Raw genomic sequence first — 15,504 nt, forward strand, 5'->3', positions numbered from 1 at the left:
CGGCGGAATAACCGGGCGGCCCAGCACGTAGGTTCGTGACGTGAGTGATTCACCGACGCCCGGCACCGAGCTACACGTGCCCGACGACCTGAGCGGGATAACCGCGCAGCAGTATCGCGCCGCCATGCGGCACTATCCGGCGGGCGTCACCATCGTCACCCTGAACTCCGCGGACGGTCCGGTGGGTTTCACCGCGACCTCGTTCGCCTCGCTCTCGGCGCAGCCGCCGCTCATCTCGTTCAATATCGCCGAGACCTCGTCGAGCATCGAGGCGATGGTGCGGGCCGAATCGCTGGTGGTGCATTTTCTGGGGGAACATCAGAAGCATCTGGCGCAGCGATTCAGTCGATCCGCCGAGGAGCGCTTCAGCGACCGGTCGCTCTGGACCAGCCTGGGGACCGGTGAACCGGTGCTGCACGGCACCCCGATCTGGGTGCGCGCGACGGTCCACCAGTTGATTCCGATCGGCGATCACACGCTCGTCATCGGCCTGGTCACCCAGGTGCACGACAATACCGAGAGCTCCCCCGCCGTCGGCCCGCTGGTGTATTACAACGGCGCGTACCACCGCGCCGAGATCGCGGACTGAGCCTAGGCCGCCGAGGCTGGAGGCCTATGCGGCGGAGGCCGCGGTGCCGATGCCCAGCGCGGCGAGAATCGCGGCACTGACCTGTTCGAGCCGGGCCCGGATTCGCGGCCGCTTCAGCAGCGCCACCGCCCGCGCGGCCGCGACCGCCAGCACGATCATTTCGATTGCGGCGACGGTGGATTCGATCGCGCCGAGCGTTAGCGTGTTCACGAAGGTCACGTGGGTGAGGAACTGCGGCAGCACCGCGAGGTAGAACAAGCCGACCTTCGGATTGAAGGTGCACGAGAGCAATCCCGCAGCGAACGCTGAGCGAACCGAGACCGGCTTCCCTTCGGCCACCGCGACATCCGCCGCCTCGGTGTCCTGTTCCCGCCCGCGCCGATGCTCGAGCAGCGCCCGAATCCCCAAGTACACCAGGTAGATTCCGCCGATCACCTTGAGCGTGCGATACGCGGTGGCCGACTGCTCCAGCAGCGCCGCCACCCCCGCCGCGACCACGGTCGCCCACACGATCCCACCGAACGCCGACCCCATCGCCGCCGCGACCCCGGGTCGCGATCCGTTCATCGAAAACCGCAGCACCAGAAAGGTGTCCGGACCGGGGGTGAGCGCCAACAGCACGCACAAACCCACGAAGCTCAACAGCAGCGGAAAACTCATACCCTCCATGGCAACCCATCACCGCGAACGCACGCAAGGGCAATACCGCCGACCGCCCCCGACACCGCTGACCCGCCCCCGACGGCCAGGTCAGCGGTACGGGTGGGTTCAGTTCCGCGCGCTGAACTCCGCACCCAGTTCACGGAACACGTCGGTGTTCATCGTGAACGCCAGCCGTGCCTCGTCGAGCACGCGATCGACTTCCGACCCCTCGAGCGGAAGGCGATCCAGGCTCTCGCGGTACTCGCGCTTGAACGCGGCCGGATTGCCGATCTCCTCGAACACGTAGAAGCGCACCCCGTCGCCCTTCTTGGGCAGGTTCCACAGCTTCTCGGCGGTGCCGCGAATGACCTGTCCGCCCGAGAGATCGCCCAGGTAGCGGGTGTAGTGGTGCACGACGTATCCGGCGGGCCACTCGCTCGCGCACTCCTCGACGCGCGCGGCGTAGGCGGCGGTGGCGGGCAGCGCGGTCAGCTCGTCGCGCCAGTTCTCGCCGCCCAGGTGGGCCAGATCGGCTTCGAGCGAGGCCAGCCGGGCCAGCTCCGGTTTCACGAAGGGACCCGCGACCGGATCGGAAGCCAAGGCCTCGGAACGCTTTTCGAGCGCGGCGTACACGAACCACAGCTGCGAGGTGTACCGGTAGAACGCCTCGACCCCGAGTTGCCCGGTCAGCAGGTCACGCATGAACGTGGAGTGCTCCGCCTCGTTGTGCTGCTGCTCGGTCGCGGTGCGAATGAGCGTCGAGAACGGGGTGCCGGTATCCAACATGGTCGAGCTCCTCGTGATCAACTCCGGGGCACCCCACTTTGGCTACCCTAACTTCACTTCGACCATACGCCCCAGCAACCATCACGCGATTCGAACTTCCCGCCCCACCCCCTCCAACTTTCGGACGATTTTTCTATTCCGGACGTGCCCTTCGTCACACCGCATCGATCCCGTCGACGCTCCGCCGACCGCCTGGAACAGTGGTCCCATGGCCACTCGAGCCGCCGATACCCCACTGATCCCGATGCTCATCGCCGCCACGGAGAGCGCCGAGCCCTCCGGGAACCGATTGCTGACCGACGACCTGGCGATCCGCGTGCTGCCACTCGGACTGCGACCGCTGGTACGCAACCGAACCACCCGAGGCTGGTTACGCAAGGTCATGGAGCGGGAAGGGCCCGGGCTGTGGGACAGCTTGGCTTGTCGGAAGCGGTATTTCGATGAGCAGACCGATGCGGCCGTGCGGGCGGGGGTCGGGGCGGTGGTGGTGCTCGGTGCGGGGCTCGACACTCGAGCCACGCGGCTGGTGGCGGCGGCCGGGATTCCGGCCTTCGAGGTGGATCTGCCGGTGAACATCGAGCTGAAGCGGCGGCGAATAACGCTGCCGGACAGCGTTGTTCAGGTGGCGATCGATTTCGAGACACAGGATCTCGCGACGACTCTCGCCGAGCGTGGTTACCGGGGCGAGGCGACAACGCTTTTCCTGTGGGAAGGGGTTACCCAGTACCTGACCGAGAAGGCGGTGCGCTCGACGTTGGAGACCCTCGCCGCCGCGCCCGCGGGGAGCCGACTGGTCTTCAGCTATGTCCGACAGGATTTTCTCGACGGCACGAATCTCGAGGGGTGCGAGCGCGCGTATCGGAGATTCGTTGCGGGAAAAGGTATTTGGCGATTCGGATTGCTGCCCGCGGACGTTCCGGGCCTGCTCGCCGAGTACGGGTGGCGGGAGCTGGAACAGGTGGGCGGGCGGGAGTACGTCGACCGGTTTCTCGAGCCACTCGGCCGGGGTGCGGAAGGCGTGCCGGACCTCGAACGCTGCGTCACCGCGACCAAGATCTGAGCCCGACGAGCCCGGCGGGCGGGGTTGACAAGGCCGGGAATCGTCTGCCAATCTCTGCAATCAGGTCATGAGTACCAGCGTCAAGCCCCGGCTAGCTGGTCGGCAACCCTCCTCCGCGGTGGGGTGCTCCGGGTGACGACCGGGCCGTAGCCCGACCGGGTACGGCAAGCGCGGACTCTCGATCGATATCCGTCTCGAAGCAGACACCTCCGATCGCGTGTCCATGAACCCGATGGAGTTTCGTGATGACCGCATTCGCCGACCAGACCTGTGCCCCGCTCGCCACCGTGTCCGGCTGTGACCTCCAGGTTCCGCTGGTCCAGGGCGGGACCACCACCTACGCCAACTTCGACTACGCCGCCAGCGCCCCCGCGCTGCGGCAGGTCACCGACCGCGTCGCCGAGCTGCTGCCGTTCTACGCCAGCGTGCACCGCGGCGCGGGCTACGCCTCCCGCGTCTCCACCGACTGCTACGAGTCGGCGCGCGGTTCGGTCGCCCGCTTCCTGAACGCGGCCGACGACCAGGTCGTGGTCTTCACCCGCAACACCACCGACTCGCTGAACCTGCTGGCCTCCTGCGTGCCCGGCGACACCGTGGTGCTGGACGTGGAGCACCACGCCAACTTCCTGCCCTGGACCCGGCACGGCCGCCGAGTGGTGCCGGTCGCCGACACCATCGAGGAGACCATTCAGCGCCTGGTCGCCGAGCTCTGTTCGAAACCGGCCGCGCTGCTGGCGGTTACGGGCGCGTCCAATGTGACCGGTGAACTACTGCCGCTGGAGCGGCTGGCCTGGATCGCGCACCAGTGCGGCACCCGCATTCTCGTGGATGCCGCGCAGCTGGCCCCGCACCGCCGCATCGACCTGCGGACCGCGGGCATCGACTATCTGGCCTTCTCCGGCCACAAGGCCTACGCCCCCTTCGGTACGGGCGTGCTGGTCGGCCGCCGCGACTGGCTCGACGCGGCCGAGCCCTACCTGGCGGGTGGCGGCGCGGTGCGCTCGGTCTCCACCGAGGGCGTCGAGTGGGCCCCGGCCCCGCAGCGGCACGAGGCCGGTTCGCCGAACGTCCTGGGCGTGGCCGCATTGGCCGCGGCCTGCGACGCCCTCGCCGACCTGGACGAGACCACGGTCATCGAGCACGAGCAGTACCTCACCCACCGCCTGCGCTACGGCCTGAAAACCGTTCCGGGCGTGAACTTCCTGCGTGTCTGGCGCGACAGCACCGACGCCGTCGGCATTGTCGCGTTCACCATCGACGGTTTCGAGCCCGGCCAGGTCGCCGCCTACCTTTCGGCCGAGCACGGCATCGGCGTGCGCGACGGCCGCTTCTGCGCCCACCCGCTGCTGTCTCGCCTCGGCGTGGACGCCGCCCTGCGCGCCAGCATTGGCCTCGGCACCACCGCCGCCGACGTGGACCGCCTCATCGAGGCCATTGCCACGCTGGTCGAGAACGGCCCGACCTGGAATTACGCGCGCACCGAGGGACATTGGAACCCGGTCCCGGAGACCCGACCGTTCGGCGACTCGTCGACCGGCGCGGCGCCCTGCGGATTCTGAGCGCGGATTCCGAACTACGGCACGAGGTATCGGGCCGCGAGCTCCTCGATCACCGGATCGTCATCCGCCACCGCGTCCAGCAGGTCGAGATCGTCCTGCACCGAGACCTGCCGGGTGTCGCCCTGCTCGGGATCGGGCGGCCCGTCCTCCTCGAGTTGCCGCACCATCTTCTCGCGCACGCGGTCCCGCAGTGAATCGCTCATACGCAGAGCATGCCCCGGTTAAACAGGCGCAATCCAGCTCCCCCACGGCGTGTTCCGCACAATGGTGAAGACAATGAGGAAGGCGAGCGCGAGCCACAGCGCGTATTTGGGCAGGATCTGGGGTAGTCGCGGCGGTGTCGGATTACCGCGCCAGCCGCGCACCAGCCAGGTGCCCCACCAGGCGAGGAAGCCGAGCGTCAATGGCAGCAACAGCACATTGCTGTGAATGGCGTCGAGAATCCGGCCATCGGTGAGATTGTGCAGCCCCCGCAGCCCGCCGCAGCCGGGGCACCAGTACCCGGTGAGCTCGTAGAAGGGGCAGTACCCGTAGGTGCCGGACACGTGCGGATCCCGGAAGTGCAGCAGCGCCAGCCCACCGGCCACGGCCCCACCGGCCAGCAGCGGTAGCCCGACGCCGAGCCACCGCGGGCGCGCGGGCGATTCGATTGCTGCTGCCGTGGTATCCACGACCACCAACGGTAGCCGCGCCGCCGCCGACCTGCCAGATCACTCCCGACTTCGCACCCCGCGGGGCTCGAGCGCGCTTGGGTATGCTGCCCCGACAATCATTTTCGAGTTCGGGGGAAGTCCACTCATGTCACAGAACTCAGGTGGCAGCAAGATTCGCGGCGCGCTCGCCGTGGTCGGCGCCATCGTCCTGATCATTGTCATCAAGGTCGGCATTCGCGTCATCGGCCACCTGTTCGGCCTCATCGGCCTGGCGGTGGTTCTGCTCATCGCGGTGGGCGCGTACTTCGCCCTCAAGAAGAAGAGCGAGACCGCGACCACCACCGCGCCGGTGTATACCCCGGCCCCGAGCCCGTACGACGCCAATACCCCCGCCCAGGGCTACCCGGCCCCGCAGGGCTTCCTACCGCCCCCGACCGGCGCGCCCGACCGGGGCTACCTGCCGCCGCCGAGCGGTGCGGCTGTCCCGGGTTACGCCGCGCCGCCGACCTACCCGCCCTCGGCGAATACCGTTCCCTCCCACGGGCATCCCGCTCCCGGCTACGCTCCCGCGCCACAGCCGAACTACCCGGCCCCACAATCCCAGCCTCGTTACCCCGTGCCGAATCAACCGGGCTACGGCGCGCAGCCGCCGAATCCGTATGCGCCGCAGGGCTACCCGGCCCAGCAGGGCGGATACCAACAGCAGGGATACCAACCGCAGCAGGGTTATCCACAGCCCGCACCGCCGAATTATCCCCAGCAGCAGCGGTAATCCAACTTGCCGCGTCAGCGAATCGGCGCGCGTTCCACGACCGGCGCGGTCAGCACCCCCGCGAGCATGTCGACGATCTCACCCCAGGCCGCCACATCGCCCGCCGTCACCCGCCCGGCCTCCACGGCCCGCTCGTGATCGGCCAGCAGCGCGAACAGGATGGTCGGCAAGGCCCGTAATCGCCGCAGCCGCAACCGTTTCGGCAGTTCGGTCAGCTCCCGCTCGAGCTGCCGCATGATGACCCGGACCGAGGTGCGCCGCGCCGATTCGAGATTGGCCGCGTCGTTGACCGCGGGGTGGGTGTGTATCTGTTCGAGAAACCGCCCGTAGTGGTCGATCCCCTGCTGATCGCTCAGCTCGAGCATGGGAATGACGAGCGCTTCCAGCAGATCGTGCACGCCGGTCGCGCCCGCGGCCGACTGTTCGGCGAGCAGTTCCAGCCGCCGCACCTCCAGCGTGGCGAGCCGGTGTTCCACCACCGCGAGAATGAGCCCGTCCCGGGATCCGAAGTGGTACTGGATGGCCGAGTTGTTCCGCTGTCCCGCGGCCGCGGCGATATCGCGCAGCGGCACCGCCTGCCCGCGCTCGGCGATGAGCCGTTCCGCCGCCTCGATGATGCGCTCACGCGCCTGCGGCTGCTGCTTTTTCTCGCTTACCGCCACCGCTCGCCCTCCTCCTCGACACAGTGTGCACCATAGCCGTTCACCAGCGGATAAAGAACTTCACCTTGACGGTTAAGAATTATTGCTTAAAGCTGCTTGTGACTGTCGTCACCCGAGAAGGACTGATTTCGCGATGATCCTGGACACCTTCCGACTGGACGGCCGCGTGGCCGTCGTGACCGGCGCGGGCCGCGGCATCGGCGCCGCCACCGCCCTGGCCCTCGCCGAAGCCGGTGCGGACGTGGTCATTTCGGCCCGCACCGCCGCCCAGCTCGACGAGGTGGCGGGCAAGATCCGCGCCCTGGGCCGCACCGCCGTCACCGTCCCGGCGGACCTGTCGGACCTCTCCGCCGTCGCCGCCCTCGCCGATACCGCCGCCGAGCTCGGCCGCCTCGACATCGTGGTCAACAATGTCGGCGGCACCATGCCCAATACGTTCCTGACCACCACGTCCGAATTCCTCGAAGAGGCATTCCGTTTCAACGTCTCCACCGCGCACGCCCTCACCCGCGCCGCGGTGCCGCACATGCTGAAGAACGACGGTGGCTCGGTCGTCAATATCTCCTCGATGATGGGCCGCTCCCCCGGCCGCGGCTTCCTGGCCTACGGCACCGCCAAGGCGGCCCTCGCGCACTGGACCCGACTGGCCGCCGCCGACCTGTCCCCGCGCATTCGCGTGAACGCCATCGCCGTCGGCTCCGTGCTCACCTCGGCACTGGAAGTCGTTGCACAACAACCGGAGATCAAGAAGCAGATGGAGGACGCCACCCCGCTGCACCGGCTCGGCGAGCCGTGGGAGATCGCCGCCGCCATCGTCTACCTGAGTTCACGCGCGGGCGGTTACGTCACCGGCAAGGTGCTCGAGGTCGACGGCGGCATTGCCGCACCCAACCTGGACCTTCCGATTCCGGACCTGTAATCGTCTGCACCACAGGAGCTTTCCCATGACCTATCGCGTAGTCCAGTGGAGCACGGGCAATGTCGGCCGTCGCACCCTGCGCTCCATTATCGCCCGGCCCGAACTCGACCTGGTCGGCGTCTGGGTCTCCAGCGCCGAGAAGGCCGGTAAGGACGCCGGTGAGCTGGCCGGTCTCGACCGCGAAATCGGTGTGACCGCAACCCAGGACGCCGAGGCGCTGCTGGCGCTGCGGCCCGACTGCATCATTCACACCGCCATGGCCGACGACCGCCTGATGGAGGCGGTGGAAGACCTGAAGGCCTTCCTCCGCGCGGGCATCAACGTCATTTCGAGCAGCCCTGTCTTCCTGCAGTTCCCCTACGGCACCCTCCCCGATGAGGCCATCGCACCCATTGTCGAGGCGGCCGAGGCGGGCGGAGCCTCCCTGTGGGTCAACGGCATCGATCCCGGCTGGGCCAACGACTGGCTGCCCCTGCTGCTGACCAGCGGCTCCGAGCGCATCGACAAGATCATCTGCTCGGAGGTGATGGACTACTCCACCTACGACAACCCGAAGGTGCTGTTCGACATCATGGGCTTCGGCAGCGCGCTGGACGATCTACCGCTGCTCCTGCAGCCGGGTGTCCTGACCCTCGCCTGGGGCAGTGTCGTTCGCCAGCTCGCCGCCGCCCTGGACATCGAACTCGACTCCGTCACACAGCATTTCGAGCGCCTGCCCGCCACCGAGGAGCTGAAGGTCGGCAGCCACACCATCGCCGCGGGCACCGCAGCGGCCTTGCGCTTCCAGGTGCACGGCATCAGCAAGGGCCGCGAGATCCTCACCCTCGAACACACCACCCGCCTGCACCCCGACCTGGCGCCCGACTGGCCACAACCCGCCGGAAAGGGTTGCTACCGAGTCGAAGTCCAGGGCGAGCCCGACTACATTCTCGACCTCCAGCTCTACAGCAATGGTGACCACGCCGAGGCGGGCATAGTCGGCACCGCCGCCCGCCTCGTCAGCGCCGTCCCCGCCGTCGTCGCGGCCCGCCCCGGCCTCCTCACCGCCACGGACCTCCCCCTCACCACCGGCCGCGGCCTGGTCTCCTGACCCTCACCACACCCGATAAGGCACCGTGGCGGCGTATCCCTTGGTCCGATCCGCCACCACGGTCAGCCACAACCGCCACTCCCCCGCCACCGGCACCGGCACCGCCCGCGACACAAAGTAATCCGGCCCGAGCTCCACCGGCTCAACCCGCCGAAACACCACCTCCACCGGCCCGGTCCCACCCTCGACCCGCTCCAATCGCCCGGTGACTTCCAGTGCCCCAACCGGCATGCCCGACGAATCACGCAGCCGCACAGTGAATTCCTGCCGCCCGGCATGCGTCCCGTCCACATGTACCTGCGCCCGCAGCGGCCCAACAGATGCCTCCAAAGTGGCCGCCGGATCATAGGTATCGCGCGCCGGAGCAACCCCCGTCAGCAGTGCGGTCACCACCAACACCGCAACCTGCAGCCCGATCTCGGCCCACACCGATCGGCCCGACCGCCGCCCGATCGTCCATCGCCGCGCCGAGCTCGCCCCAGCCAACACGACACCGCCGGTTCCGGCCGTGCGCACCACCAGCGCCACCCCCACCGCCAACGCCGCCAGCACCAGCTTCACCAACAGCAACCGCCCCCACGACGTATCCCACAGCGCGGCAACCGGACTCACCGCCCGCCAACTCTGCACCAGCCCGCTCAGCACCAGGACGGTCACCGCCCCGCCCGCCACCGGCCCGAATCGCGCGACCACCTCGGCCCGCCGCGTCGTCCGCCACGCCAGACCGACCAGAATCACCCCGCCAACCCACACCGCCATGGCGACAACATGCAGGACCGTCGAACTTACAGCAGCCCAACGATATTCACCCGTCACGGCATGACCGGACACCGCCACAGCGAGCACCACCGCGGCGGCCGCGGCTCCCGCGGTCATATCGCGTCTGACGGCAGTGACTCTTCCCGCCGTCGCCGCCCAACCCAGCACTGTGGCGGCGACAACCCGAACCAGCGCCGAGGCACCCAATAGTGAGGCCGCCGACTGCACCCACACTTGCGCGTTGCCCCATCCGGCAGCACCCGCGAGCCGCCCCGGCGTGGCCGCGAAGGTCAGGAAGGCCGCGATCGCCGTCGCGGCCGCACCGACACGGATCACTTGGGTGATCGCGCGGGCTCGCGACGCTTCCGGCCAGATCAGTCGCACGGCGAGTGGAATGCCCACAGCCAGCACGATTCCCAGGTAGCCGACTGCCGTCAGTAGTCGCACCACGGTGTCGAGCATGGCGATCAGCGGGTCGAGGTGGGCTGCGGTCACCGTCAGGTCGGGTGGGACGCCGATGCCGAAGACGATCGAGCCCGCCACCACGTGACCGTCGGCCGACAGCAGTGACCAGCCCAGCAGGTAGGTCCCATTGGCAGTTCCGGACCGTAGCGGCAGCGCGATGGTGCGCCCGCCGTTCGAGGTCTCGGCATTGCCGGTATCCACGCGCCCGCCATCGCGATCAGTCACCGTGACCGCGTTCGGCGCGGCCGTCACCGGCTCGTCGAAGGTGATCGACACCCTATCCTGCGCGTGATCGACCATTGCGCCATACGCCGGGTCACTGCTGACGAGCACCGCATGCGCGGAAGCCGTTGCCGCGCCGAGGAATATCGCGGCGGCCGCGTATCCCAGAAGAAGTATCAGCGCGGCGAGCGACCGCCGCGTCCCGCGCGGCGACCGTCTCGCGGTCATCTCTTGATGCGAACGCGCCGCAGCTTCGGCGCGGCCGCCACGGCCAGCGCACCGAGCGCGACAACCAGGGCGGCCTCGGCGAGTCGGCGTGACGAATCCTTGTGCGTCACGGACTCGGTCGGCGCGGCGGCGGGTTGTCCGTGCGTACCGTCGTGCGCGGCCGACAGTTTCAGCACCGGCGCGGGCTTGTCCGGGGTGGTGCCATCGGAGGATCGCTCGATCCAGGAAACGACCGAGCCGTCGCTATAGGTCTGAATGGCCGGAAACGCCAGTTCATTGGTGTGTGGCAGCGGGCCGACCTGGAGTTTGAACTCCCCGAATTCCCCGGGTCGAATCGAAACCCCGTCGCGCGCCGTGAAAGTGACGCTCGAGACGTAGTCGCTGACCTTGCCACCGTGCCCATTGTCGACCGGTGTCGCCAGGGTGGCCCGCTGCTGCGTCACGTCCCATCCCGCGACCGACTCATTGCGCACCACCGCGAGCGGATGATCCTGCGGCAGTGTGATTTCCAGCTTCACCGTCCCGGCCGTGGCCGATTCGGTCGGCACTCGCACCGTCACCACCGCGAATTCGCCGGGCTCGGCATCGGGCGCGCTGATCCCGACGTGGGCCGCGGCCGTCGGTGCCCCCGCCAGCCCGAGTCCTGCGGCGACCACCGCCACGGCGGTCCAACGTGCGAATGTCACTGTGTTTCTTCCTGTTCCGTGTAATCGGTGAGCCGCGTCGCATCGATGACCGCGATGGCTCGCCCTTCGTGTGCGAGAACGACGGGTCCAGGCCGTCCGGCGATCCGGCTGACTGCCTGCGCGAGCGGTTCGGTGGTGCCGACGAATGGCAGCGGTGTTCCGAGATGTTCACTCACCGTGTCCGTCTCGGGTGCATCGGCGAGGTCGGCGGCCGTGACGGCACCGAGAATCTCGGCCACCACGGTCGGTCCAGAGGCCGGGCGCTGCAGAACAACGGGCAGCGCGTCACTCTCACCCAAGAGCGCTCGCGCCTGACCCACGGTCGTCCCCGACGGCACCGCCGCCAGATTCGCGTCCCGCTCGAGGTCGCTCAGCACCGCGCCGACCGCCACGCCGGTCGCCGCCGTGGTCAGCGGAAATCCCAGGCTGCCCAGCCATTCATCGTTGTAGTACTTCGACAGATAGGCCCGCCCCGAGTCGGGCGCGATAACCACCACCACATCCTCGGGCCCGAGCGCCCGCGCGGTCCGCAGCGCCGCCGCGATGGCCGTCCCCGAGGAACCGCCCAGCAGCAGCCCTTCCTCACGCGCCACCCGAAGCAGGATCCGAATGGCCTCGACGTCGGGTATCCGCTCGATCCGGTCCACCACCTCCGGGTGATATGACTCCGGCCATTCATCCACCGCGGTCTCGGGGTGCCGGAAGTGCCCGACCGCCTCCACGTACCAGATCCGCCCGTCGCCGCCGCCGTACACCGAGGTCACCGGGTCGGCCCCGATGACGCGGACGGTCCCGCCCGACGCCTCCTTCAGATATTCACCGGTCCCGGTAATGGTTCCGCCGGTCCCGATGCCCGCCACGAAATGCGTGACGCGCCGGCCGGTCTGCTCCCAGATCTCGGGTCCGGTGGTCGCCCTGTGCGCGGCCGGATTGGCGGGATTGTCGTACTGTCCCGCGAACCAGGCCCCGGGAATCTCCGCGGTCAACCGCAGCGCGACCGAGCGCAGATGTTCGGGATGGTCGACCGGCCGCAGTCCGGGCGTCTCGTGCACCTCGGCGCCGTGCGCCCGCAGCAGTGCCTTCTTCTCCGCGCTCACCCGATCCGGGACGACCACGATGGTCCGGTACCCGCGCGCGGCCGCCAACGCGGCCAACCCGAGCCCGGTATTGCCGGAACTGGCCTCGACCACCGTCCCACCGGGACGCAGCTCCCCCGCCTGTTCGGCGGCAAGCAGCATGCCGAGCGCGGCTCGATCCTTGACGCTCCCACCGGGATTCAGATATTCGAGTTTCACGTACACGGTGGCGCGGATGTCGTCGACGACCCGGTTGAGCCGCACCAGCGGCGTATGTCCGATGGCCTCGGCGACGGAGTCGAACACGCCCGCGGCGTGCGTGGAAACACCGGTCATGCGGCAGCCCTGCCTGTCTCGCCGAGCGCGGTGAACAGCTCTCGGCGCAATCGGAGATATTCGGGATCATCGTGGTCACGCGGGCGCGGCAGCTCGATCGACAAGTCCCGCACCACTTTTCCGGGCCGCGGCGTGAACACCACGACCCGGTCGGCCAGCCGCAGCGCCTCGTCCACGTCATGGGTGACGAGTACGGCCGTGAATCGATCACGCTCCCACAGCCGCGCGATCTCACCCTGCAGGGTCGCGCGGGTCAGGGCGTCGAGCTTGCCCAGCGGTTCGTCGAGCAGGAACAGGCGCGGTCGATTCACCAGTGCGCGCGCCAGCGCGACCCGCTGTGCCATGCCGCCGGAGAGCTGCGCGGGGAAGGCATCCCGGAAGCCCTGTAGCCCAACAAGTTCCAGCGCCTGCACCACATGCTCCCGCTCGGCAGCCAGCGTTCCGCGCGCCTGCGGTCCGAGCGCGACGTTCTGCTCGACCGTCCGCCACGGGTAGAGCGTCGGATCCTGAAACATCAAGGCCCGATGCGGATCCGGGCCGACAATGGGTTCGCCGTCCGCGCGTAGCGCTCCCCGGGACGGCCGCTCCAGCCCGGCGAGCAGCCGCAACAGCGTCGACTTCCCGCACCCCGACGGCCCGAGCAAGGCCACGAATTCCCCCGGCTCGATGCGCAGCGAGATATCGGTGAGCACCCGCAATCGCCCCAATTCCTGTGCGCGGGTCGGCACCGGCGCGGGCCGCCCCAGTACCCGGTCCAGGATTGTGCGCTTGCGCGCCCCCGCCACCGCGAACTGGTGTGACACCCCGTCGATATCCACCGCGATCCCCTGGCTCACCATCGCACCAAATCCTTCTGCCAGGCCAGCGCGCGATTGCGCACCCGGAGCAGACCCGCGATCGCGGTGCAGCACACCACGATCATGATCACGATCGCCGCGTACATGCGCGGGTACGCCGCCCAGCCCTTGGTCCACTGGATGTACCAGCCCAGCCCGTTCTTCACCCCGAGCAGTTCGGCCACCGCCAGCGCGGTCAGCGACGCGCACAACCCCATGAACAGGCCGGTGAAAATGTTCGGCAGCGCACCCGGCACCGCCACCCGCCAGATCAGAAATCGATTCGAGGCACCCAGGGTCTGCGCCACATCGAAATATCCGCGCGCCACCCCGGACACGCCCACCCGGGTCAGGAACGACACCGGGAACCACACGCCCAGCGCCACCATGAACAGGCTGCCCAGATACGTGCTCGGAAACAGGATGAACACCAGCGGCAGAATGGTGGCGGGTGGCACCGGCCCGATGGTCATGAGCACCGGATTCGTCCAGTAGGCAACGCTTTTCGCCCATCCGGTGGCAATGCCGGTCACCAACCCGCCCGTCGCGCCGATGGCGAATCCCGTGACCAGCAACAGCAGCGAGTGCCACGTGCACGACAGCAGCAGCCCGCCGTCCTCGTAGAACACCAGCAGCATCTGCTGCGGCGAGGCGAAGTGCGGCGGCTCCAGCCAGCCGGTCTTGGCGGTGCTGTACTCCCACACCAGGAGCCATGCGGCCAGCACACCGATCCAGGGCGTCCAATGCCGCAGCCGCAGCGTCGCGCCGCGATGGCGATAGGCGAGCGCGGCCCAGGCGGTGAGTCCGAAAGTTATTGCCGCAAAGAGTATTCCGACGGCGGTGGGCGCGGCCGCCGAAAGCTGGTCCGGCACCACCAGCGTCACCGCCGTGGTCAGCACCCACAGCGACCAGGCCGTGGCGAAACCCAGCGTCGGCGCGTACGCGATCGGCCGCTTCGCGACCTCCGTTTTCGCCTCCGCCGCAAGGGTTTCCGCCGGAGCGGTCGTCACCACGTCAGCCCCAGATCCGCGTACACCTTGTCGGCGAGCACCCGCGCATCCGTCTTCCGGTCCAGATACCCGGTCTTGGCGAACTTCTCGATGCCCGGGGTGATCTCCGGCTTGAACTTCACCGCGGACGGGTTGTAGCCGTAGGTCTTCAAGGTCGACTCGACCACCGTCAGATCCGCCGCCACATATTTATTGTCGACCTCGAGCGCCGCGGTCTGCGCCAGATTGGCGCCCACCCAGCGGCTGCCCTCCGCCCACGCGGTGACCAGCGCCCGCGCCGTGTCCGGATCCTCCCGCAGTAGCCGACCATTGATCGCGGTCGCGCAGCAGAACAGCTCCCGATTGGCGCCCTGCTGATTATTGGTCAGCTCGCGCGCCTTGCCCTTCAACAGCGGGAGCAGCGCGTTCGGGTCACTGCCCGCGACGGCCTGGATCTCGCCCCGGGCCAGCGCGTCCCCCAGCTGATCGCCCGGAAACACCCGCCACTCCACGTCCTGACTCGGATTGATCCCCGCGTCCAGCAGATCCAACGAGAAGAACGACATGGACGAATCCCCGATGGCCGCCACCCCGATGGTCTTGTTCCGCAACTCGGCCACCGACCGAATCGCGCTCTCCGGCGGCACGATGATCCGCAAGCACCCCTCGTGCAGCCCCGCCGCCAACTTGGCATCGATCCCCTGCTCGATCGGCTTCAGCCACGAGAAGAAGATCCCCGGCGCCGCATCCAGCTTCCCGGCCCCCACCGCATCCTTGATCTCATCGGACCCGGTCTTGACCACCTCGACCTTCAGCCCATGCTTCTCGAAAATCCCCTGATGCAATGCCGCGAACAACGGCGCCTCACAAATCCCACCCCCGAACCCGATCTTCAACGCCCGATTCGCCGCCCTCACCCCCGGCGTCCGCCGCGCGGTCAACCACGCCCCCACCCCACCCCCGGCAACCACCGCCGCCGCAATCCCGGCCCCCGCGAACAACTTTCGCCGCGAAATCCCCGGAACCTCCACCTCCCCAGCCGCTCCCAAGTCCTCCGACTCGTCCGCATCCCGCCCAGCGCCCAGCTCGCTCTCACTCACCCCGCCACACTCCCAAACCCACCCACCCCCCAACCAGACTTCCCCTCACCACGAACACAAGTCCCCCAAACACAA

At 68.4% G+C, this 15,504-nt stretch carries 17 protein-coding genes and 1 riboswitch; of the genes, 6 read left to right on the plus strand and 11 right to left on the minus strand.

The window, feature by feature from the left end; all coding sequences use genetic code 11:
* Positions 1-40 precede the first annotated feature (40 nt).
* Positions 41-589, plus strand: a complete 549-nt coding sequence (locus VMT40_RS04135; protein ID WP_326356612.1) for a flavin reductase family protein — start codon at positions 41-43, stop codon at positions 587-589.
* A 24-nt stretch (positions 590-613) separates the two neighbouring features.
* Here the strand turns inward: VMT40_RS04135 and VMT40_RS04140 are convergent, their stop codons facing one another.
* The gene (locus VMT40_RS04140; protein ID WP_326356613.1) at positions 614-1,249 is read right to left on the minus strand and encodes a LysE family translocator; all 636 of its coding nucleotides are present in this window, start codon (positions 1,247-1,249) and stop codon (positions 614-616) included.
* Positions 1,250-1,357: 108 nt separating this feature from the next.
* Complete coding sequence (locus tag VMT40_RS04145; RefSeq protein WP_326356614.1) at positions 1,358-2,017, minus strand: biliverdin-producing heme oxygenase; 660 nt, start codon at positions 2,015-2,017, stop codon at positions 1,358-1,360.
* A 208-nt stretch (positions 2,018-2,225) separates the two neighbouring features.
* On the opposite strand from VMT40_RS04145, the gene VMT40_RS04150 reads away from it, so the two are divergent.
* Positions 2,226-3,077 (plus strand): SAM-dependent methyltransferase, encoded by an 852-nt coding sequence (locus tag VMT40_RS04150; protein WP_326356615.1) that lies wholly within the window; start codon positions 2,226-2,228, stop codon positions 3,075-3,077.
* 63 nt (positions 3,078-3,140) lie between these two features.
* Positions 3,141-3,254: riboswitch (SAM riboswitch) on the plus strand.
* A gap of 68 nt (positions 3,255-3,322) precedes the next feature.
* On the plus strand, positions 3,323-4,636 hold the full coding sequence (locus VMT40_RS04155; protein WP_326356616.1) for an aminotransferase class V-fold PLP-dependent enzyme: 1,314 nt from the start codon (positions 3,323-3,325) through the stop codon (positions 4,634-4,636).
* Between the two features lie 14 nt (positions 4,637-4,650).
* Here VMT40_RS04155 and VMT40_RS04160 read toward each other — a convergent pair whose 3' ends face one another.
* Both VMT40_RS04160 and VMT40_RS04165 read right to left on the minus strand, forming a co-directional pair.
* Positions 4,651-4,839: a hypothetical protein gene (locus VMT40_RS04160; protein WP_326310005.1), complete on the minus strand. Its 189-nt coding sequence runs from the start codon at positions 4,837-4,839 to the stop codon at positions 4,651-4,653.
* Positions 4,840-4,857: 18 nt separating this feature from the next.
* Positions 4,858-5,307: a DUF2752 domain-containing protein gene (locus VMT40_RS04165; protein ID WP_326356617.1), complete on the minus strand. Its 450-nt coding sequence runs from the start codon at positions 5,305-5,307 to the stop codon at positions 4,858-4,860.
* Between the two features lie 127 nt (positions 5,308-5,434).
* Between VMT40_RS04165 and VMT40_RS04170 the strand changes: the two genes are divergently transcribed.
* Positions 5,435-6,061 carry a hypothetical protein gene (locus tag VMT40_RS04170; protein WP_326356618.1) on the plus strand — a complete coding sequence of 209 codons (627 nt, stop codon included), beginning with the start codon at positions 5,435-5,437 and terminating at the stop codon, positions 6,059-6,061.
* A gap of 14 nt (positions 6,062-6,075) precedes the next feature.
* On the opposite strand, the gene VMT40_RS04175 is transcribed toward VMT40_RS04170, so the two are convergent.
* The gene (locus VMT40_RS04175; RefSeq protein WP_326356619.1) at positions 6,076-6,723 is read right to left on the minus strand and encodes a TetR family transcriptional regulator; all 648 of its coding nucleotides are present in this window, start codon (positions 6,721-6,723) and stop codon (positions 6,076-6,078) included.
* A gap of 133 nt (positions 6,724-6,856) precedes the next feature.
* On the opposite strand from VMT40_RS04175, the gene VMT40_RS04180 reads away from it, so the two are divergent.
* Positions 6,857-7,642, plus strand: coding sequence for an SDR family oxidoreductase (locus VMT40_RS04180; RefSeq protein WP_326356620.1), 786 nt, complete (start codon positions 6,857-6,859; stop codon positions 7,640-7,642).
* A gap of 25 nt (positions 7,643-7,667) precedes the next feature.
* Positions 7,668-8,732 (plus strand): NAD(P)H-dependent amine dehydrogenase family protein, encoded by a 1,065-nt coding sequence (locus VMT40_RS04185; protein ID WP_326356621.1) that lies wholly within the window; start codon positions 7,668-7,670, stop codon positions 8,730-8,732.
* A 3-nt stretch (positions 8,733-8,735) separates the two neighbouring features.
* On the opposite strand, the gene VMT40_RS04190 is transcribed toward VMT40_RS04185, so the two are convergent.
* From VMT40_RS04190 to VMT40_RS04215, 6 genes are read right to left on the minus strand one after another with little or no spacing between them, the layout of a single operon-like run.
* Entirely contained in the window at positions 8,736-10,406 is a 1,671-nt protein-coding gene (locus VMT40_RS04190; protein WP_326356622.1) for a copper resistance CopC/CopD family protein, read from the minus strand.
* Complete coding sequence (locus VMT40_RS04195; protein ID WP_326356623.1) at positions 10,403-11,092, minus strand: YcnI family copper-binding membrane protein; 690 nt, start codon at positions 11,090-11,092, stop codon at positions 10,403-10,405. The genes VMT40_RS04190 and VMT40_RS04195 overlap by 4 nt, the downstream gene beginning before the upstream one ends.
* The gene (locus tag VMT40_RS04200; protein WP_326356624.1) at positions 11,089-12,504 is read right to left on the minus strand and encodes a pyridoxal-phosphate dependent enzyme; all 1,416 of its coding nucleotides are present in this window, start codon (positions 12,502-12,504) and stop codon (positions 11,089-11,091) included. The genes VMT40_RS04195 and VMT40_RS04200 overlap by 4 nt, the downstream gene beginning before the upstream one ends.
* Positions 12,501-13,343 (minus strand): ABC transporter ATP-binding protein, encoded by an 843-nt coding sequence (locus tag VMT40_RS04205; protein ID WP_326356625.1) that lies wholly within the window; start codon positions 13,341-13,343, stop codon positions 12,501-12,503. Before VMT40_RS04205 ends, VMT40_RS04200 begins: the two co-directional genes overlap by 4 nt.
* The gene (locus tag VMT40_RS04210) at positions 13,337-14,350 is read right to left on the minus strand and encodes an ABC transporter permease (RefSeq protein ID WP_326356626.1); all 1,014 of its coding nucleotides are present in this window, start codon (positions 14,348-14,350) and stop codon (positions 13,337-13,339) included. The genes VMT40_RS04205 and VMT40_RS04210 overlap by 7 nt, the downstream gene beginning before the upstream one ends.
* The gene (locus tag VMT40_RS04215) at positions 14,347-15,429 is read right to left on the minus strand and encodes an ABC transporter substrate-binding protein (protein ID WP_326356627.1); all 1,083 of its coding nucleotides are present in this window, start codon (positions 15,427-15,429) and stop codon (positions 14,347-14,349) included. The genes VMT40_RS04210 and VMT40_RS04215 overlap by 4 nt, the downstream gene beginning before the upstream one ends.
* Between the last annotated feature and the right edge of the window lie 75 nt (positions 15,430-15,504).

The organism is Nocardia sp. CDC160 (assembly GCF_035818795.1).
Taxonomy (GTDB): domain Bacteria; phylum Actinomycetota; class Actinomycetes; order Mycobacteriales; family Mycobacteriaceae; genus Nocardia.

Excerpts from the sequence above, each read along its gene's own strand:
- VMT40_RS04185 (WP_326356621.1), top strand. The coding sequence starts at position 7,668 with ATGACCTATCGCGTAGTCCAGTGGAGCACGGGCAATGTCGGCCGTCGC.
- VMT40_RS04205 (WP_326356625.1), bottom strand. The coding sequence starts at position 13,343 with ATGGTGAGCCAGGGGATCGCGGTGGATATCGACGGGGTGTCACACCAG.
- VMT40_RS04170 (WP_326356618.1), top strand. The coding sequence starts at position 5,435 with ATGTCACAGAACTCAGGTGGCAGCAAGATTCGCGGCGCGCTCGCCGTG.
- VMT40_RS04155 (WP_326356616.1), top strand. The coding sequence starts at position 3,323 with ATGACCGCATTCGCCGACCAGACCTGTGCCCCGCTCGCCACCGTGTCC.
- VMT40_RS04180 (WP_326356620.1), top strand. The coding sequence starts at position 6,857 with ATGATCCTGGACACCTTCCGACTGGACGGCCGCGTGGCCGTCGTGACC.
- VMT40_RS04140 (WP_326356613.1), bottom strand. The coding sequence starts at position 1,249 with ATGAGTTTTCCGCTGCTGTTGAGCTTCGTGGGTTTGTGCGTGCTGTTG.
- VMT40_RS04145 (WP_326356614.1), bottom strand. The coding sequence starts at position 2,017 with ATGTTGGATACCGGCACCCCGTTCTCGACGCTCATTCGCACCGCGACC.
- VMT40_RS04190 (WP_326356622.1), bottom strand. The coding sequence starts at position 10,406 with ATGACCGCGAGACGGTCGCCGCGCGGGACGCGGCGGTCGCTCGCCGCG.
- VMT40_RS04160 (WP_326310005.1), bottom strand. The coding sequence starts at position 4,839 with ATGAGCGATTCACTGCGGGACCGCGTGCGCGAGAAGATGGTGCGGCAA.
- VMT40_RS04150 (WP_326356615.1), top strand. The coding sequence starts at position 2,226 with ATGGCCACTCGAGCCGCCGATACCCCACTGATCCCGATGCTCATCGCC.
- VMT40_RS04200 (WP_326356624.1), bottom strand. The coding sequence starts at position 12,504 with ATGACCGGTGTTTCCACGCACGCCGCGGGCGTGTTCGACTCCGTCGCC.